At 70.0% G+C, this 18,062-nt stretch carries 13 protein-coding genes; 8 read left to right on the top strand and 5 right to left on the bottom strand.

Annotation, left to right across the window (positions count from 1 at the left end; genetic code table 11):
* Window positions 1-115: 115 nt before the first annotated feature.
* Window positions 116-283, bottom strand: coding sequence for a hypothetical protein (locus JL100_RS05525; RefSeq protein ID WP_202682117.1), 168 nt, complete (start codon window positions 281-283; stop codon window positions 116-118).
* Between the two features lie 173 nt (window positions 284-456).
* Between JL100_RS05525 and JL100_RS05530 the strand changes: the two genes are divergently transcribed.
* Window positions 457-1,104, top strand: coding sequence for a terminase small subunit (locus JL100_RS05530; protein WP_202682116.1), 648 nt, complete (start codon window positions 457-459; stop codon window positions 1,102-1,104).
* Window positions 1,105-1,178: 74 nt separating this feature from the next.
* Here the strand turns inward: JL100_RS05530 and shc are convergent, their stop codons facing one another.
* Window positions 1,179-3,164 (bottom strand): squalene--hopene cyclase, encoded by a 1,986-nt coding sequence (shc, locus tag JL100_RS05535; RefSeq protein WP_202682115.1) that lies wholly within the window; start codon window positions 3,162-3,164, stop codon window positions 1,179-1,181.
* A gap of 335 nt (window positions 3,165-3,499) precedes the next feature.
* Between shc and JL100_RS05540 the strand changes: the two genes are divergently transcribed.
* From JL100_RS05540 to JL100_RS05560, 5 genes are all read left to right on the top strand, one after another.
* Window positions 3,500-5,761: an AAA family ATPase gene (locus JL100_RS05540; RefSeq protein ID WP_228421087.1), complete on the top strand. Its 2,262-nt coding sequence runs from the start codon at window positions 3,500-3,502 to the stop codon at window positions 5,759-5,761.
* Between the two features lie 199 nt (window positions 5,762-5,960).
* A complete protein-coding gene (locus JL100_RS05545; protein WP_202682114.1) occupies window positions 5,961-6,413 on the top strand; it encodes a YqaA family protein in 453 nt (150 codons plus the stop codon).
* Between the two features lie 110 nt (window positions 6,414-6,523).
* Complete coding sequence (locus JL100_RS05550; RefSeq protein WP_202682113.1) at window positions 6,524-7,972, top strand: sensor histidine kinase; 1,449 nt, start codon at window positions 6,524-6,526, stop codon at window positions 7,970-7,972.
* Window positions 7,973-8,084: 112 nt separating this feature from the next.
* Window positions 8,085-8,519, top strand: a complete 435-nt coding sequence (locus JL100_RS05555) for a universal stress protein (protein ID WP_202682112.1) — start codon at window positions 8,085-8,087, stop codon at window positions 8,517-8,519.
* Window positions 8,516-10,102 carry an alanine/glycine:cation symporter family protein gene (locus JL100_RS05560; protein WP_202682111.1) on the top strand — a complete coding sequence of 529 codons (1,587 nt, stop codon included), beginning with the start codon at window positions 8,516-8,518 and terminating at the stop codon, window positions 10,100-10,102. Before JL100_RS05555 ends, JL100_RS05560 begins: the two co-directional genes overlap by 4 nt.
* 16 nt (window positions 10,103-10,118) lie before the next feature.
* Here the strand turns inward: JL100_RS05560 and JL100_RS05565 are convergent, their stop codons facing one another.
* On the bottom strand, window positions 10,119-10,910 hold the full coding sequence (locus JL100_RS05565) for a UDP-2,3-diacylglucosamine diphosphatase (protein WP_202682110.1): 792 nt from the start codon (window positions 10,908-10,910) through the stop codon (window positions 10,119-10,121).
* A 237-nt stretch (window positions 10,911-11,147) separates the two neighbouring features.
* Between JL100_RS05565 and JL100_RS05570 the strand changes: the two genes are divergently transcribed.
* Complete coding sequence (locus tag JL100_RS05570) at window positions 11,148-12,278, top strand: alpha/beta fold hydrolase (protein ID WP_202682109.1); 1,131 nt, start codon at window positions 11,148-11,150, stop codon at window positions 12,276-12,278.
* On the opposite strand, the gene JL100_RS05575 is transcribed toward JL100_RS05570, so the two are convergent.
* Complete coding sequence (locus JL100_RS05575; RefSeq protein WP_202682108.1) at window positions 12,233-12,613, bottom strand: hypothetical protein; 381 nt, start codon at window positions 12,611-12,613, stop codon at window positions 12,233-12,235. The genes JL100_RS05570 and JL100_RS05575 overlap by 46 nt on opposite strands.
* A gap of 229 nt (window positions 12,614-12,842) precedes the next feature.
* On the opposite strand from JL100_RS05575, the gene JL100_RS05580 reads away from it, so the two are divergent.
* Window positions 12,843-14,462: an alpha-amylase family glycosyl hydrolase gene (locus JL100_RS05580; protein ID WP_228421088.1), complete on the top strand. Its 1,620-nt coding sequence runs from the start codon at window positions 12,843-12,845 to the stop codon at window positions 14,460-14,462.
* On the opposite strand, the gene JL100_RS05585 is transcribed toward JL100_RS05580, so the two are convergent.
* Window positions 14,463-17,981, bottom strand: coding sequence for an indolepyruvate ferredoxin oxidoreductase family protein (locus JL100_RS05585; protein WP_202682106.1), 3,519 nt, complete (start codon window positions 17,979-17,981; stop codon window positions 14,463-14,465).
* Window positions 17,982-18,062: the final 81 nt, after the last annotated feature.

Genomic DNA, 18,062 nt, shown 5'->3' on the forward strand with positions numbered 1-18,062 from the left:
CCACCAGCTTCGCCCCTGCCCAAAATCCCTCTCTCCCCCGCCTGAAAATCCCCTCTCCCCCCTGGGGGAGAGGGTCAGGGTGAGGGGGTGCGGCCCCTAAGCGGACCGAACAGGATCACCGCCCCGCGCCCGACCCGGAAGCGGACGCCAGCAAGGCCAGCAGCGGGCCAAAATGCACGTCGGACACGGGCATGAAGCGCTGCGATCCGCTGCCGGCCGAAGGCAGGAGGATCAGCGGTAACAGCAGTCCCCAGATGACCATAAGCTTGCCGAGCGTGCGCATGGGTGGCCTCCATGGACGGTGCCTCCAGAGTCCGGCTCCGGCCGACCAAGCGGAGGGGCGGCGTCCCGCCGCCCAAGGTGCGCGGGACGCGCACCCTCCGACCATTCTTGCATTCCCCGCGAAATCGACTTAATGTTCCCGAATTGTTCCCATCCGGCCAAGGCGCTCCAGCCATGCTCGACCACCAATCCCCCACGCAAGCCGCATCCGTCCCGCCCGTGATCGTCCTGACCCCGCGCCAGGAAGCCTTCTGCCAAGCCATGGCCTGCGGCGTCGGCGGGGCGGAGGCGGCGCGGCAGGCGGGGTACTCGCCCAAGGGGGCCAAGCAGCGTGCCGCCGTGCTGATGGGCCAGCCGGAAATCCGCGTCCGCATCGACCAGCTCCGCACCGACCGGCGGGACGTCCACAAGTCCGCCCTGGACCGCGCCGCCGAACTGGTGGAGACCATCGCGGGGGAGGCGCTGGAGCGCAAGAGCCTCGGGCTGGCGATGCGCGCGGTGGAGCTTGGCCTGAAGCTCCGCGGCGTGATCCAGGACAAGCGCATCCCGCACCATTACCTGGGCGGCGACAGGCCGCACCCCGACGCCGACCTGGAGAACCTGGACTGTCCCCCGGAAGATGCCGATTACCCCGAGGCCGCGCAGCCGCCCGCGCCGGAGGCGGCGAAACCCGCCGGCAAGCCCGCCGTCCCGCCGGCCGCCAAGCGGAATAGTGACCTTTCGGCCCGAAAAACAGTGACCTCCCCCAAGACGGCGGCCCTGTTCGGCTCCACCTCCCTCTCGGCGCCGGTGCCGCCCCTCCGGGTGCCGGCCGTCGCCTGAATCCCCGCCCCGCGGTGAAGATCACGTTCGTTTCGACCGACCACGCGCCCGACCGCGGCGCCGCAACGCGCCCCTCACAGCCCCCAGGGCACCGTCGTGCGGCGTTCCTGGATCAGGCCGCGGTAACGGGCCAGCGCCCACAGCGGGAAGATCGCGGCATAGCCATGATAGCGCAGGTAGAAGACCCGCGGGAAGCCGACCGCCGTGAAGTCCTCCTCGTCCCACAGCCCCTCGGCGTTGCGGGTGTCGAGCAGGTAGCGGACACCCCGCGCCACCGCCGTGCTCCGCACCTCGCCCGCCGCCATCAGGCCGAGCAGCGCCCAGGCCGTCTGCGACGCCGTGCTCGGGCACCTGTCCTCGGCGATGCGGTCGGGCCAGTAGGAAACCCCGCCTTCGCCCCAGCCGCCGTCCGGGTTCTGGCGGGACGCCAGCCATTCGGCCGCCCGCCGCACCATCGGATCGTCCGCCCGGATGCCGGCCGCGTTCAACCCGCACAGGGCCGACCAGGTGCCGTAGATATAGTTGGTGCCCCAGCGGCCGAACCAGGAGCCGTTCGGTTCCTGCTCCCGCCGGATGAAGTCGATCCCGGTCGCGACGGCCGGGTGGTCCCGGTCGAGCCCGAGCTGGGCCAGCATCCCGATGCAGCGCGCCGTCACGTCCACCGTCGGCGGGTCCAGCAGGGCGCCGTGGTCGGCGAAGGGGATGTAGTTCAGGTAATGGCTGTTGTTGTCGGCGTCGAACGCGCCCCAGCCGCCGTTGGTGCTCTGAAGCCCCTCGATCCACTCGCGCCCGCGGTCGATCGCCGTGGTGAACAGCTCCGCCTCGCACCGGTCCAGCGCCATCACGACCACGGCGGTGTCGTCGGTGTCGGGATAGTGGGGGTTGGCGTACTGGAACGGCCAACCGCCCGGCCGCACCCCCGGCCGGCGCCAGCTCCAATCGCCCTGGCAGTCCAGCACCTGCCGGTCGGCCAGCCAATGGGCCGCCCGCAGGGCCATGGCCCGCGCCGCCGGGCTGCCGGCCTCCGCCAGCGCGTGGCAGGCCAGCGAGGTGTCCCAGACCGGCGACAGGCAGGGCTGGCACAGGATCTCGTCGCCCCGGCGCAGCAGCAGCTTGTCCATGGCCCGGCGGGCCGTCGCCGCGTCGGGATGGTCGATGGGATAGCCCAGGCAGTCATACATCAGGATCGCGTTGACCATCGCCGGGAAGATCGCGCCCAGCCCGTCCTCGCCGTTCAGCCGCTCGGTCACGAAGCTCACGGCGCGCTGGATCGCGGTCCGCCGGCCGGTCTTGGGCAGGCGCGGCTCGATCAGCATCAGGAAGCTGTCCAGCCCGCGGAACAGCCGGGCCAGCGCCGTGTCGTCGGGCGCCGAATGCCAATCCGCGACCCGGTCGGCCGGCACCGTGAACAGCTCCGGGACCCCGACGCCGCGCGGGTTGCGCGCCCTCGGCTTGTGCGCCATCACGACCAGCAGTGGCACGACCACGGTCCGCGACCAGTAGGAGATCCGGGAGATGTGGATCGGCGACCAGGCCGGCAGGTTCAGGATCTCGACCGGCATGGCCGGCACCCCGCGCCACGGGATCTGGCCGAACAGCGCCAGCAGGATGCGGGTGAAGACGTTGCAGCGGGCGGCGCCGCCATGCGCCAGGATCGCGTCCCGCGCCCGCCTCATGTGCGGCGCGTCGGGCGCGTCGCCGGCCGCCTTCAGCGCGAAATAGGCTTTCACCGAGCAGCTCACGTCCATGGCGCCGCCGTGGAACAGCGGCCAGCCGCCGTCCTCGCCCTGGCGGCGACGGATGAAGGCCGCCAGCCCGGCCTCCACCTCCGGGTCGATCTCGTCCAGGAAATGCTGGAGCAGGATATGCTCGGCCGGGATCGTGGCATCCGCTTCGAGCGGGAAGACCCAGTGCCCGTCCGGCTGCTGGAGCCGTCCGAGGGCGGCCTCCGCCGCGGTCACCGCCTCGTCGAGGCCAAGGGTCTGATCAACCGTCCCCTCGGCCGAAAAGTCTATGGAACCGAGGCCTTCGGGATCACTGCCCGTCCGCGGGAGAAGCATGCTCGCCCACCTGCTGCTGATCGAAATGGAGTGATTGCACCAGAGGATAATCGATGTTGCCTTGCACCCACCCTTATGCCGGGCATGCCGCGGTGTCATCAGCGCAAAAGGCGACGGCCCCCTCCAGACGGCGATGCGGAAATTCCCCGGGCGTCCCGCCGGGCCGATCCGGCGGCGGACCGGTAAGCAATGGCTGGTTGATGAAGCCGTCGTGAACGGCCTCATGGTTAATAATTGATTCACTATGTCGAAAGTAAGACTCCTGCTCAGGAGCGCGACCGCAAGGCGCCAGCGGGACCGCCGGCACAGCCAACCAGGACAGGAGAGGCCAGCCCATGCTCAGCAACGCCGCCGCGCAGTCCGTCAGGAACGCGTATCAGCTCGCCGCCCAGTATGGCCATGGGGCACCGGGGCAGGAACACCTGCTGCTGTCCCTGACCGGCGATGTCGATGCCGTCGCCGCCCTGATGGCGTGCGAGGCCGATCCCCGGGCGATCCACCGCGAGATGGACCGGCTGATGCCGCGCCTCCCGCAGCGGCCCCAGGGCGACGACGCGGTGGAACGGACGATCCAGCGGGCCGAGCGCTTCAAGCCCGACACGCCGTGCGACGGCGCCTGCCTGCTGCTGGCGCTGCTGGTCGACCGGACCGCCGGCGCCGCGTCCATCCTGCGGCGCCACGGCGTCACCCGCGACCGGATCGTCGAGCACATGGTCCAGCGCGACGTCGAGGCCCGGCGCCGCCGGTCCCGGCACCGGGCGCTGGACGCCTCCGATCCGCCGCCCGCCGAGGCTCCCGCCGCCGACGGCGCGCTCGCGACATACTGCGTCGACCTCAACGCCAAGGCGGCCGCCGGCCGGATCGACCCCGTGATCGGCCGCGACGCGGCGATCGGGCGGACCATCCAGATCCTCTGCCGGCGCACGAAGAACAACCCGATCCTGGTCGGCGAGCCGGGCGTCGGCAAGACGGCCATCGCCGAGGGGCTGGCGTTGCGGATCGTCGAGGGGGAAGCCCCCGAGGCCCTGGCCGGCACCCGCATCTTCGCGCTGGACCTGGGCGCCCTGGTGGCCGGGACCCGCTACCGCGGCGACTTCGAGGAGCGCGTCAAGGCCGTCGTCACCGAGCTTGGCAAGACCCCCGGCGCCGTCCTGTTCATCGACGAGATCCACACGATCATCGGCGCCGGCGGATCGGGCGGCGCCATGGACGCCGCCAACCTGCTCAAGCCGGCCCTGGCCGAGGGGACGCTGCGCTGCGTCGGCGCCACCACCTACCGGGAATACCGCCAACATATCGAGCGCGACCAGGCGCTCGCCCGCCGGTTCGGCAAGATCGACGTCGCCGAGCCCTCGGTCGAGGACGCGGTCGCCATCCTGGAAGGCGTCGCGGAGCGCTATGCCGACCACCACCGCGTGATCTACAGCGCCGACGCGATCCGCGCCGCGGTGGAGCTGTCGGCCCGCTACATCACCGACAGGCACCTGCCGGACAAGGCGATCGACGTGCTGGACGAGGCCGGCGCCATGGCCCGGCTCGACGCCGGCCGGGCCTGGCCCCGGCGGATCGATGCGTCCGACATCGAAACCGTCGTTGCGCGCATCGCCAACATGCCGGTCCGCCGCGCCGGGCTGGACGAACGGGCGGCGCTCCGCGGCCTCGAAGCCGACCTCAAGGCGTCCGTCTTCGGGCAGGACGCCGCGATCCAGGCGGTCGCGTCGGCGGTCAAGATCGCCCGGTCCGGCCTGCGCGACCCGGAGAAGCCGATGGGCTCCTACCTGTTCGCCGGCCCGACCGGCGTCGGGAAGACCGAGATCGCGCGCCGGCTGGCCGCGACGCTCGGCGTCCCGCTGCTGCGCTTCGACATGTCGGAATACATGGAGCGGCACACCGTCAGCCGCCTGATCGGGGCGCCCCCGGGCTATGTCGGCTTCGACCAGGAAGGGCTGCTGACCTCGGCGGTGTCGAAGGCGCCCCATGCCGTCCTGCTGCTGGACGAGATCGAGAAGGCCCACCCCGACCTGTTCGCCCTGCTGCTCCAGGTCATGGACGCCGGCCGGCTGACCGACAGCTCGGGGCGGACCATCGACTTCCGCCACGTCGTCCTGATCATGACGACCAACGCCGGCGCCGCCGAGATGGCCCGCCCCGCCATCGGCTTCGGCGCGCGGTCCGCTCCGGGCGCCGATCCCGACGCCGCGGCGTCGGCGATCCAGCGGCTGTTCTCGCCGGAGTTCCGCAACCGCCTGGATGCCACGGTCCAGTTCCGGCCGCTGGAGCCCGGCACCGTCAGGCTGATCGCGCGGTCGCACCTGGACCAGCTCGCGGGGCAGCTCGCCGACCGCAACATCGCGCTCGACGTCAGCCCCGAGGCGCTGGATTGGCTGGCCTCGCGGGGCTTCGATCCGGCCCTCGGCGCCCGCCCGCTGGCACGCCTGGTCGAGCGCGCGGTCAAGCTGCCGTTGGCCGAACATCTCCTGCTCGGGGATCTCGACGGCGGCGGCCGCATCAGGCTGGAGGTGGTGGACGGGAAACTTGACCTGTCGGTCGACCGGGCCCATGTCAGGTCGTCGGAATCGGAATATGTATCGGCATAGTTCCTTCCGGGGCCGGCGGCATCCTCTCACCGTTCCGGTCCGGCAGTCCTGGAGTTCCCTGAAGCGATGACCAGCAGCGACGGCGCCGTATCGTCCATGCCGGCCGGCGGGACCCTCGCCCGGGGTCTCCCGGCCACGGCGTCTGTCCCGGTCCCGGTCCCGGTCCCGGCCCCGGCGGCGGCCTGAGGCGGTCCGGCCGATGGCCGCCGATTTGCCGGCCTATGCCGGCCTGTTCGCGGCGGCCCTGCTGGCCGCGACGATCCTGCCAGCCCAGTCCGAGATCCTGCTGGCGACCCTGCTGGCGCGCGGCGGGCTCGACCCCGTCCTTCTGGTCGCGACCGCCTCGGCCGGCAACGTGCTGGGGTCGGTCCTCAACTGGCTGCTCGGCCGGTTCCTGATCCATCTGCGGCACCACCGCTGGTTTCCGCTCAAGCCCGCCGTCTACGACAGGGCGGTCGGGTGGTACGGCCGGTACGGCGTCTGGTCCCTGCTGTTCGCCTGGGTCCCCGTCGTGGGCGATCCCCTGACGGTCGTCGCCGGCGCCCTGCGCGTCGATCTTGCGCGCTTCACCGTCCTGGTCGCGATCGGCAAGGTCGGGCGTTACGTCTTCATAGCGCTTTCCACCCTGTGGTGGACCGGCGGCTCGGGATGACCGGCCGGCTGCGGCAACACGGCGCGGATGAATTTCGAAACAAATGCATCGGACACTGAACCACCGATGGATGCGGGTGTTCTGATAAGGGAAATCTTGGCGGGGAAGACATGGGACTGCGCAACGGCCTGTGGCTGATCGCGGCGGCGGCGGCCATACCGGGACTGCTGCTGTCGGCGGCCTTGCCGGCCCTGGCGCCGGCGCCCGATCCGGTTCCCGCTTCCCGGATCATCCTGCCGGCGCCGGCTCCGGGCGGCCAGGTGGACAACGCGGCCCTTCCCGGAGCGATCGTCCCCGGCACCGCGAACCCGGCGGCGCCGCTGCCCAGCGTCGTGTTCGCCTTTCCGCCCCTGACAGTGGCGGGGCTTGCCGGTGCGCTGATCTCCGGTCTGCTGGCGGCCGGAGCGGCCCGCCTGGTCCTACAGCGGGGTCATGCCGGCGCGCCGCTGGCGGAGAAGGGCTCGCGCGGGAGCGGGAGCGGAAGCGTGAGGGGAGGCGACGAGGAGCGGCTGCGCGGCATGGCCGAAGCGTTGCCGCAGATCGTCTGGATCACCGGCCCCAATGGCGAAAACGAGTATTTCAATCGCCGCTGGTTCGAATATTCCGGAGCGGCGCCCGACGACCTCGAAGCCTGGCGCGACCATGTCCACCCGGACGATCTCGACGGGCTGCTCGAATCCTGGCGGGCGGCCCATGCCTCCGCCAGCCCCTGGCAGGCGGAATACAGGCTTCGCCGCGCCGACGGCGCCCACCTCTGGCATCTCGGGCGCGCCATGCCCGTGCTGGATCATGGAGGACGCATCGTCCGCTGGTTCGGCACCGCGACCGACATCGACGGCCAGAAGCGCATCCAGGCGGAACTGGCCAGGACCGCCGCCGAACGCGAGCAGCTGCTGCGCCAGAAGGACCTGCTGCTGCGGGAGGTGCATCACCGCGTCCGCAACAATCTCCAGCTTATCTCCAGCCTGCTCAGCCTGCAGAACCGCACGATCACCGATCCGGGGACCCTCCAGCAGTTCACCGAGGCCCGCGGGCGGATCGAGGCCGTGGCCCAGGTCCACGAGCAGCTCTACCTGACCGACCAGCCCGACCTGATGGATTTCGCGGCCTTCCTCCAGGGGCTGTGCGCCAACCTTTCCAGGCCGGGCGTGCCTGTGATCTGCACCCGCGATACGCCGATGGAGCTGCCGATCGACGAGGCGACGCCCCTGGCCCTGATCGCCAACGAGCTGATCGCCAACGCCGTCGAGTACGCCTATCCCGACGAGGGCGGCGTCGTGATCTCGGGCGGGCCGGTCCGCGTCATCCTGGAGGGGCGGTCCCCCGGTCCCGTCGAACTGCGGGTCGAGGACGACGGCGTCGGGCTGCCCCTGGATTTCGAGCAGGGCCACGGACGCCTCGGCATCCGGCTGGTCAGGCAGCTGACCCGCCAGCTCCGGGGGCAGCTCTCGACCGGGGCCTGCGGGGAAGGGCGCTCCGGCACCTCGGTCGGCATCCGCTTCGACAGCGAGCCGGTGCCCCCGATCGACCTGTGGAACGATCGCGACGTCCTTCGCTGAACCCGTCGCGGCCGATCCGGCGATTTGTCATAATTCCTTGGAACAAAGCCTCACGGCCGTGGTTGCCCCAGGGAAATCTGAACAAAAACTGCCCGCAGGGGGGCCGAAGACCATGGGACAACTCTTCATGGTCGGCGTGGACGGCAGCGATGGCTGCCGCCGCGCCGTCGATTTCGCAGCCGACCAGGCCGCGCGCGCCGGCGCCGACCTGCTCCTCGTCCATGTGATCGAGTGGTCGCGCTATGAATTCCTGAGCCCGTCCGAGGTCGCCGAGCGGCATCGACAGCGCGAGCGCGAACTGGAGGATGCCCAGACCCGCTTGCTCGACCCGCTCCGCGATCACCTCAAGGCGGCGGGGGCGGAGCCCCGGACGGTGATCCGGTTCGGGCACGGCGCCGAGGAACTGTGCTCCGCCGCCGCCGAGAACAACGCCTGCCAGGTCTTCATCGGCCGCCGGGGCAGGTCCCGCGTGACGAGCCTGCTGTTCGGCGGCGTCGCCGGCGCGCTGGTCCAGATCGCTCCGGTACCCGTGACGGTGGTCCCATGATCAAGTCCCCCTTCCGCCGCGCCCTGTTTCCGGCCTTGTTCGCGGGCTTGGCCGCCGCCGGCCCCGCGGCGGCGCAGACCGCCGCCGACCTGGCCGGCGCGCCCGAGCAGGGCATCGATGCCCGCATCAACGAAGCGATAGGGCCGGTCGCCGACGTCTTCGCCGGGGTCATCTTCTATTCGATTCCGGTGATGGGTGCCGACCTGCCGCTGATCGTGGTCTGGCTGGTCACCGCCGCGGTGTTCTTCACCTTCTACTTCGGCTTCATCAATTTCCGCGGATTCGGCCACGCGCTCCGGCTGGTCCGGGGCGATTACGAGGATCCGAACGACCGGGGCGAGGTCTCCCACTTCCAGGCGCTGACGGCGGCGCTGTCCGGCACCGTCGGCCTCGGCAACATCGCGGGCGTGGCCATCGCGGTGTCGCTGGGCGGGCCGGGCGCCACCTTCTGGATGATCCTGGCCGGCCTGCTCGGCATGACGTCCAAGTTCACGGAATGCACGCTCGGCGTCAAATACCGCCGCGTCAACGCCGACGGGACCGTCTCCGGCGGACCGATGTACTATCTGAGCCAGGGGCTCGCCGAACGCGGCATGGGCGGGTTCGGCCGGTTCCTGGCGGTGTTCTTCGCGATCATGTGCGTCGGCGGGTCGCTCGGCGGCGGCAACATGTTCCAGATCAACCAGGCGTTCCAGCAGTTCGTCAACGTGACCGGCGGCGACGCCAGCCCGCTGGCCGGCCGGGGCTGGATCTTCGGCCTGGTCGCCGCCTTCCTGGTCGGCATCGTGATCATCGGCGGCATCCGCAGCATCGTGCGGGTGACGGAGAAGATCGTGCCCTTCATGTGCGGGCTCTACGTGCTGGCCGGCCTCGTCATCATCCTGGTCCACTGGGCGGACATCCCGGCGGCCCTCGGCGCGATCCTTACCGGCGCCTTCAGCCCGGAAGGCGTGGCGGGCGGCTTCGTCGGCGTGCTGATCCAGGGCTTCCGGCGGGCGGCCTTCTCCAACGAGGCGGGCATCGGCTCCGCCGCCATCGCCCATTCCGCGGTCCGCACCAAGGAGCCGGTGACCGAAGGCTATGTCGCCCTGCTGGAGCCGTTCGTCGACACCGTGATCGTCTGCACCGTGACCGCGCTGGTGATCGTGATCACCGGGACCTACGGCACGCCCGATACCGACGGCGTCAGCCTGACCTCCCAGGCGTTCGGCAGCACCATCACCTGGTTCCCCTACGTGCTCGCGGTGGCGGTCATCCTGTTCGCCTTCTCGACCATGATCAGCTGGTCCTATTACGGGCTGAAGAGCTGGACCTACCTGTTCGGCGAGACGCGGGCGGCGGACGTCAGCTTCAAGCTGCTGTTCTGCGTCTTCGTCGTGATCGGCTCCTCGCTCCAGCTGGGCGCGGTGGTCGATTTCTCCGACGCGATGATCTTCGCCATGTCGCTGCCCAACCTGATCGGGCTGTACCTGCTGGCCCCGGTCGTGCGGCGGGAACTGGCGGCCTACCGCGCCAAGCTGCGCAGCGGCGAGATCCGGGCCCACCAGCACGTTCCTCCGGCCGGCGCGCCGGCGCGCCGCTGACCGGCGCGCCGCCGGATCAGGACGCGATCGGGACGACCTTGGCCGGCGGCTTCGCGGCCGCCGGCTCGGGCCACCTGAGCAGTTCCAGTTCGCCCGTGTCGTGCTCGACCAGCGCGGTGCAGTTGTCCACCCAGTCGCCGTCGTTGTAATAGAGGATGCCGTCCAGCGCCTTGATCTGCGGGTAGTGGATGTGCCCGCAGACGACCCCGTCCACGCCGCGCTGCCGGGCCTCCTCGACGACCGCCGTCTCGTAATTGTGGATGAACTTGCCGCGGTGCTTAACCTTGTGCTTCAGGTAGCCCGACAGCGACCAGTAGGGATACCCGAGCCGCGAGCGGCCCCAGTTGAACCACTGGTTCACCAGTTGCGACGCGGCGTTGGCATGGGTGCCCAGGTGCCCCAGCCAGGGCGCGCGGGCGACCACGCTGTCGAACTGGTCGCCGTGGATCACCAGCAGGCGCCTTCCGTCCGCAGTCTCGTGGATCGCGTCCTCGACCACCAGGATGCTGCCGAACTCGTGGTCGATGTAGCCGCGCAGCATGTCGTCGTGGTTGCCCGGCGTCAGGATCACGCGGGTGCCCTTGCGGGCCTTGCGCAGCAGCTTCTGGATCACGTCGTTGTGGCTCTGCGGCCAATAGCGGGCGCGGCGCATCCGCCAGAAATCGATCACGTCGCCGACCAGGTAGAGGGTATCGCACTCGACCGCCCTCAGGAAATCGAGCAGGCGGTCGGCCTGGCATCCGCGGGTGCCGAGATGGATGTCCGAGATCCAGACGGTCCGGTACCGGTGTGTCGATGCGGCGTCCATCGTCTGGCTCCCATGCCTGGCGTCTGGCCATGTTGCGTCGCATCATTGTCTGGCATGGCCGGCGGCGGGGCGCAAGGCGGGAACGGGCGGTGGGGGAGGGCGCGCGCGACTTGCCGCGTCTCTCACGGATTTGTCACCGGCGGAACGGATATCCCTTAACCCCCTACGGTCACCATCTGGTCCATCGCAACGACGGGGCCGGACATCTTGGACGCAGAAATCTCCTGCCAGGACAGCATGGTTGAGTGGTTCCGGCTGGACCGGAACCCGGACAGCGACGTGCTGGCCGTCGTCTTCTCCCATGTGTCGGAGCAGCCGGGCCGTTTCTCGTTCTACGGCAGCTTCCGCGATATCGCCGTCAACAAGCTGTTCGTGAATACTCCCGGCAACGGCTGGTACCGCGACGGCGTGCCCGGACTGGGCGACGACGTCGACTCGACGGCCGACGGCATCCGGATCCTGATGCAGCAGATCGCTCCCAGGACCGTCGTCTGCGTCGGCAATTCCATGGGAGCCTATGCGGCGCTCCTGTTCGGGGTGCTGATCAATGCCGACCGGGTGCTGGCGATCGGGCCCGAGACGCTGCTGGACCAGCCCGGCAGCCGTAGCCGGGGGTTCCTGGCCGGGCGGCCGCCGCCTTCCTCCTATGCCGACCTGTTGCCGGTCCTGAGCCTGCCGGCGGCCGACCGGCGGACCAGCATCGTGATCGGCGAATCGGATCCGTCCGACGTGGAATGCGCCCGCCGCGTCGCCCATCTGCCCGGCATGCGCCTGCGCTCGATGCGCGGCGTCGGCCACGAGGTGCCGGCGATGCTCCACCGCTTCGGGGCCTGGCGGCCGCTGATCCGGGACTTCGTCCGCGACGGCAGCCTGCCGGCACTGCTGCCGCTGGAAGGGCGGATCTTTGAGGCGGGCGACGCCGCCGAAGCCCTGGTCGAGGGGCGGCGCCTGCGGCTGGCGGGGAACCTGCGCGCGGCGCGCGCGCGGCTGGGCCACTGCCTGGCGCTCTATCCCGATGCCGACCTCGCCCATGACGAGATCGGCATCATCGAGCGCGAGGAGGGCGCCTTCGCCAGAGCGGAGGCCGCCCACCGTCTGGCCTTGAGGCTGGCGCCCGACCGCGCCCAGTACAGCCTGCATCTGGCCCAGGCGCTGGAGGCGCAGGGCCGCTTCGGCGACGCCCTCGCGGCGTACGATCAGGCTTGCGCCGTGGAGCCGGGAAACCGTTTCCTGGGCGCGAGCCGGGACAAGGCACGCGACCGGCTTCGCGATGCCGCGCCGGCGTCCTGGGGAACGCCGGGCCTGTTCCAGTCAGGCCTGGTTCAGAAGGACGGTACGCCCGCCACCTCGGCCCCGCTCCGGGTATAGACCTGCATCGCCCGGCAGGTCAGGGCGTCGGCATCCACGACCAGATGGCCAGGCTGCCCGGCCAGCCTCATCCACGCCGTGTAGCGGACGACCCGGTCGTTGGTGCCGTCCAACTGCCGGGTATAGAAGAGCTCGGTGATCTCGTCTGGCCTGACCCCGGCTCCCTCGACGGCGCCCGCGACGTGGGAATTGCACGGATGCTGGGCCAACTGGGCGATCCGCGCCTCGAAGGCCGGGTTGGTCGCCTGCTGCTGCGGGGCATCGAGGCCGGCGCAGGCGGACAGGGTTCCGGCTGCGATCAGGAGCATGGCGAGTGCTGGCGATGGTGTTTTCATGGCTGGTCTCTTGGCGTTCGATAAGGGTGCTCTGGTGATGCAGCTACCCGGACGATGCCCCCAACAGGCAGCCCCCATGACGTGTTTCGACGCAGCCGAATAACAAGCCGCGGCGCCGGCACAACCCGAAAGAACGACATTTACCCCTTATTGACGGCTTTCCCCCAGGATGGCGTTTCGATTGGCGGGGCCGCCCCGTGCTCCGGCCGTTCTTCATGGGAAGCGGGCCTTGACCTCTCCTGGATGCTGGCTGCATGGCGCGGCGATCTACCAGATCTATCCACTGAGCTTTCTCGACACCGACGGGGACGGGTACGGCGACCTGGAAGGGGTGATCCGGCGCCTCGACCATGTCGCCTCGCTGGGCGTGGACGCCGTCTGGCTGTCTCCCTTCCAGCCGTCGCCGCTCGCAGACTTCGGATACGATATCACCGACCACAAGGGCGTCGATCCGCGCATGGGCACGATCGACGCCTTCGACCGGCTGCTGGCGGAGACCCACCGGCGCGGCCTGAAGCTGATGATCGACCTGGTCTGCGGCCACACCTCCGACCGGCATCCCTGGTTCGAGGAAAGCCGCCGGTCGAAGGGAAGCCAGCGGGCGGACTGGTATGTCTGGGGCGATCCGGCGGCCGACGGCACCGCGCCCAACAACTGGCTGTCGGTGTTCGGCGGTCCGGCCTGGACCTGGGAGCCTCGGCGCCGGCAATACTATCTTCATCATTTCCTGGCGAGCCAGCCGACGTTGAACCTCCGGAACGAGGGCGCGATTGAGGCCCTGCTGGACGCCGCCCGCTTCTGGCTGGACCGGGGAGTGGACGGCTTCCGCCTCGACGCGGTCGATTTCCTGATGCGCGACCCGGCCCTGCGCTCCAACCCGCCGCTGTCGGCCAAGCCGGCGGAGATCCCGGCCAAGCCGTTCGGCCTGCAGGCCCACGTCTTCGACGTCGCCCACTTCGATGTCCGCAGCGTGCTGGAGCGGATCCGCGCCGCCGCCGACGGCCATGACGACCGGGCGCTGCTGGGGGAACTGTCAAGCCAGCCGGGAGCGGCGCTGAGGATCGAGCGCTATACGAAGCCGGGCGGGCTCGATGCCGCCTACACCCTCGACCTGCCCAAGCGGCCCTTCGCCGCCGGGACCTTCCATGCTGCCCTGACGGCGGCCGGGCCGGGAGGCGCCACCTGCTGGAGCTTCAGCAACCACGACGTGGAGCGCACGGCGTCGCGCTGGCGGCCGGCCGGAGCCGACCCCGAGCGCTTCGCCGCCCTGCTGGCGCTGCTGTTCTGCTGCCTGCCCGGGACCCTCTGCCTCTACCAGGGGGAGGAGCTGGGGCTGCCCCAGGCCGACCTCGATTTCGAGGATCTGCGCGACCCGTTCGGCACCGCCTTCTGGCCCGAGTTCAAGGGCCGCGACGGCTCCCGCACGCCGATGCCCTGGATCGCGGGGGCCGATCATGCCGGTTTCACCCGCGGCGCGAGGCCCTGGCTGCCGGTGACGGAGGCCCATCGCGCGCTGGCGGCGGACCGGCAGGAGATGCGGCCGGATTCCACCCTGAACGTCTGGCGGCGCTGCCTGGCTCTCCGCCGCCTCCATCCCGAGCTGAAGCACGGCGCGGCGGGGCAGGTGGACGAGGACGGGCCGGTCCTGTCCTTCACGCGCGGCGACCGGCTGACCGCCGTCTTCAACCTGTCCTGCGGCCGGGCGGACTATGTCCTGCCGCCCGGCCGCTACGCTGCGATCGACATCCCGCTCCCGGGTCCGGCGGCGCTGCTTGAAGGCGCGCCGCGGGACGGGATGAAGGTCACGTTGCCGCCGCTCGGCGCCCTGCTGGCGCTTCGGGAAGACTGATCACTCCGCCGCCATCGGCGTCGGGGCGGGGTTGCGGAAGGCTTCCAGCAGTGCCGCCTCGTTCGCCTTGGCGTCGGACAGGTGACGGTCCTTGACCGGGCCGAAGCCGCGGATGCGGTCGGGAATGCCGGCGATCTCGACCGCGAGGCCGTGGTTCTCGTAGGTCAGCCCCGACAGCAGTTCGCCGACGGTCTTCTCGTAGTCGGCGATCAGCTGCCGTTCCAGCTTGCGCTCGGCGGTCCGGCCGAACGGGTCGAAGCGGGTGCCGCGCAGACCCTTCATCCGGGCCAGCGCCTGGAACGCCTTCAGCATCCACGGGCCGTAGGCCTTCTTCCGGGGCTCGCCGGTGGCGGGATCGGTCTCCGACAGCATCGGCGGGGCGAGGTGGAACTCCAGCTTGTAGTCGCCCTCGAACTGCTCCCGGAGCTGCTTCAGGAAGGTGCCGTCGGTATAGAGCCGGGCGACCTCGTACTCGTCCTTGTAGGCCAGCAGCTTGAAGTAGTTGCGGGCGACCGCCTCGGTCAGCCCGGTCCTGCCCTTGGCGCGATCGGCCTCGACCTGACGCACCCAGTTCACCTGCCTCTCGTAGCGCGCGGCGTAGGCCGCGTCCTGGTAGTCGGTCAGGTAGGCCACCCGGCGCCGGATCACCTCGTCCAGCGTCTCCGAAAGCTGCCGGTGCGACGGCTTGTCCGCGGCGGCCTCCCGCTGCGCGGCGGCTGCGGGTGCGGCCGCGGCCTTGACCGCCGCCACGTCCAGGGCGGCGCGGCGGCCCCAGCGGAAGGCCTCCGTGTTCATCCCGACCGCGACGCCGTTCAGCTCGATCGCCTGCTCGATGGCCTCCGCCGAGACCGGGACGAAGCCCTTCTGGTAGGCCGCTCCCAGCATGAACAGGTTGGTCGCGATGGAGTCGCCCATCAGCGCGGTGGCGAGGCCGGTGGCGTCCAGCGCGGTCAGCTTGTCCGTCCCGCCGCAGGCCTTGGCGATCTCGCCCAGCAGGTCCCGGGTCGGGATCCGGAAGTCGGCGTTGCGGGTGAAATCGGCGGTGATCGTCTCGTGCTCGTTGATCACGGCATGGGTATAATCCGGGGCCATCTTCGACAGGCAGTCGCCGCTGGCCGCCACGATCAGGTCGCAGCCGATCACCAGCTTCGCCCCGCCGGCCGCGATGCGGACCGCGTGCAAGTCTTCCGGCCGCGGTGCGATGCGGATATGGCTGGTCACGGCGCCGCCCTTCTGCGCCAGGCCCGCCTGGTCCAGGACCGAGCAGCCCTTGCCCTCGATATGGGCGGCCATGCCGAGGATCGCGCCGATGGTCACGACGCCCGTCCCGCCGATGCCGGTGACCAGGATGCCGTAGGGATGGTCGAGGCCCGGGCGGACGGGCTCGGGAAGCGTCATCTCCGCCACGGCGTCCCCTGCCGCCGCCGGCTTGCCCGCGGTCGCCGGCTTGGGCTTGCGGAGCTGCCCGCCGTGGACGGTCACGAAGCTCGGGCAGAAGCCCTTGACGCAGGAGAAGTCCTTGTTGCAGGTGGACTGGTCGATCTGGCGCTTGCGGCCGAACTCGGTCTCGACCGGCACCACCGACAGGCAGTTGGACTTCTTCGAGCAGTCGCCGCAGCCCTCGCAGACCTGCTCGTTGATCATCACCCGCTTGGGCGGATCGACCATGATCTTGCGCTTCCGGCGCCGGCGCTTCTCGGCGGCGCAGGTCTGGTCGTAGATCAGGATGCTGGTGCCCTCGACCTCGCGCATCTCGCGCTGGACGCGGTCCAGGTCGTCGCGGTGCTCGACCTTGACGCCCGGCGCCAAACCCGTCGGCCCGGCATATTTCTCCGGCTCGTCGGTCACCACGACGATGCGGCGGGCGCCCTCGGCGGCGAGCTGCTTGCTGATCTGCGGCACCGTCAGCACGCCGTCATGGGCCTGCCCGCCGGTCATGGCGACCGCGTCGTTGAACAGGATCTTGTAGGTGATGTTGACCTTGGACGCGATGGCAGCCCGGACCGCCAGCAGGCCGGAGTGGAAATAGGTCCCGTCGCCCAGGTTGGCGAAGATGTGCTGCTCGTCGGTGAACGGCGCCTGGCCGATCCAGGTCACGCCTTCGCCGCCCATCTGGGTGAAGGTCTCCGTCCGGCGGTCCATCCAGGTCGCCATGTAGTGGCAGCCGATGCCGGCCACCGCGCGGCTGCCCTCGGGCACCACGGTGGAGGTGTTGTGCGGGCAGCCGGAGCAGAAGAACGGCTTGCGCTCGACCAGGGCCTTCCGCGCCTTGGCGTTCTCCTGGCGGTCCAGGAACTCGACCCGGCGGCGGATGCCCTCGTGGTCGAAGAACTTCAGCAGGCGGCGGCCGATCACCACGGCGATCCGGGCCGGCGACAGCTCGTTGTAGGAGGGCAGCATCTCGCGCGCTTCCTCGTCGAACTTGCCGACCACGCGCGGGCGCACGTCCGGATGCCAATTGTAGAGCTGTTCCTTGAGCTGGTTCTCGATCAGCGCCCGCTTTTCCTCGACCACCACGATCTCTTCCAGGCCCTGGGCGAACTGGCGGATGCCCTCGCGCTCCAGCGGCCACGCCATGGCGACCTTGTAGACGGTCAGCCCGATGTCGGCGGCCATTTCCTCGGAGATGTTCAGGTCGTCCAGCGCCTGCCGGACGTCCAGGTAGCTCTTGCCGGTGGTGACCACGCCCAGGCGCGGGCGGGGGGAGGATATCACGGTCTTGTCCAGCCGGTTGGCCCGCGCGAAGGCCAGCGCCGCGTAGAGCTTGTACTTCATCAGCCGCTCTTCCTGTTCGAGCGGCGGATCGGGCCAGCGGATGTTGAGCCCGCCGACCGGCATGTCGAATTCCGGCACGACGTAGTTGACTCGCAGCGGATCGATCGAGACCGACGCCGAGCTGTCCACCGTCTCCGCGATCGTCTTGAAGGCGATCCAGCAGCCGGAAAAGCGCGACATCGCCCAGCCCATCAGGCCGAGGTCGAGGAATTCCTGCACGCCCGCGGGGTTCAGCACCGGGATCATCGAGCCGACGAAGGCGTGCTCCGACTGGTGCGGGAACGTCGAGGACTTGCAGGAATGGTCGTCGCCGGCCAGCACCAGCACGCCGCCGTTCCGCGAGGTTCCCGCCGCGTTGGCGTGCTTGAACACGTCGCCCGAGCGGTCCACGCCCGGACCCTTGCCGTACCACATGGAGTACACGCCGTCATAGCGGGCACCCGGGAACATGCCGACCTGCTGGCTGCCCCACACGGCGGTGGCGCCCAGCTCCTCGTTCACGCCGGGCTGGAACTGGATGTGGTTGGAGGCCAGGAACTTGCGCGCCTTCCACAGCGCCTGGTCGAACCCGCCGAGCGGCGATCCCCGGTAGCCGGAGATGAAGCAGCCCGTGTTCAGCCCCGCCGCGACGTCGCGCTGGCGCTGCATCATGGGCAGCCGGACCAGCGCCTGGGTGCCGGTCAGGAAGACCCGCCCGCTTTCGAGCGTGTATTTGTCGTCCAGTTTGACAGCCGGGAGCGTCATGTTCCGTTCCTCCTTGGATAGCGATCCTAAGAACCGTCTTTTGTTTTTCTTCTTGTGAAAAAGGTAACTCTTACTGTCCTT

It is taken from the genome of Skermanella mucosa (genome assembly GCF_016765655.2).
Taxonomy (GTDB): Bacteria; Pseudomonadota; Alphaproteobacteria; order Azospirillales; family Azospirillaceae; genus Skermanella; species Skermanella mucosa.

What these genes read in the sequence shown, in the direction of transcription:
- JL100_RS05525 (WP_202682117.1), bottom strand. Translation starts at nt 283, where the DNA reads ATGCGCACGCTCGGCAAGCTTATGGTCATCTGGGGACTGCTGTTACCG.
- shc (WP_202682115.1), bottom strand. Translation starts at nt 3,164, where the DNA reads ATGCTTCTCCCGCGGACGGGCAGTGATCCCGAAGGCCTCGGTTCCATA.
- JL100_RS05565 (WP_202682110.1), bottom strand. Translation starts at nt 10,910, where the DNA reads ATGGACGCCGCATCGACACACCGGTACCGGACCGTCTGGATCTCGGAC.
- JL100_RS05560 (WP_202682111.1), top strand. Translation starts at nt 8,516, where the DNA reads ATGATCAAGTCCCCCTTCCGCCGCGCCCTGTTTCCGGCCTTGTTCGCG.
- JL100_RS05575 (WP_202682108.1), bottom strand. Translation starts at nt 12,613, where the DNA reads ATGAAAACACCATCGCCAGCACTCGCCATGCTCCTGATCGCAGCCGGA.
- JL100_RS05545 (WP_202682114.1), top strand. Translation starts at nt 5,961, where the DNA reads ATGGCCGCCGATTTGCCGGCCTATGCCGGCCTGTTCGCGGCGGCCCTG.
- JL100_RS05540 (WP_228421087.1), top strand. Translation starts at nt 3,500, where the DNA reads ATGCTCAGCAACGCCGCCGCGCAGTCCGTCAGGAACGCGTATCAGCTC.
- JL100_RS05570 (WP_202682109.1), top strand. Translation starts at nt 11,148, where the DNA reads ATGGTTGAGTGGTTCCGGCTGGACCGGAACCCGGACAGCGACGTGCTG.
- JL100_RS05585 (WP_202682106.1), bottom strand. Translation starts at nt 17,981, where the DNA reads ATGACGCTCCCGGCTGTCAAACTGGACGACAAATACACGCTCGAAAGC.
- JL100_RS05555 (WP_202682112.1), top strand. Translation starts at nt 8,085, where the DNA reads ATGGGACAACTCTTCATGGTCGGCGTGGACGGCAGCGATGGCTGCCGC.
- JL100_RS05530 (WP_202682116.1), top strand. Translation starts at nt 457, where the DNA reads ATGCTCGACCACCAATCCCCCACGCAAGCCGCATCCGTCCCGCCCGTG.
- JL100_RS05550 (WP_202682113.1), top strand. Translation starts at nt 6,524, where the DNA reads ATGGGACTGCGCAACGGCCTGTGGCTGATCGCGGCGGCGGCGGCCATA.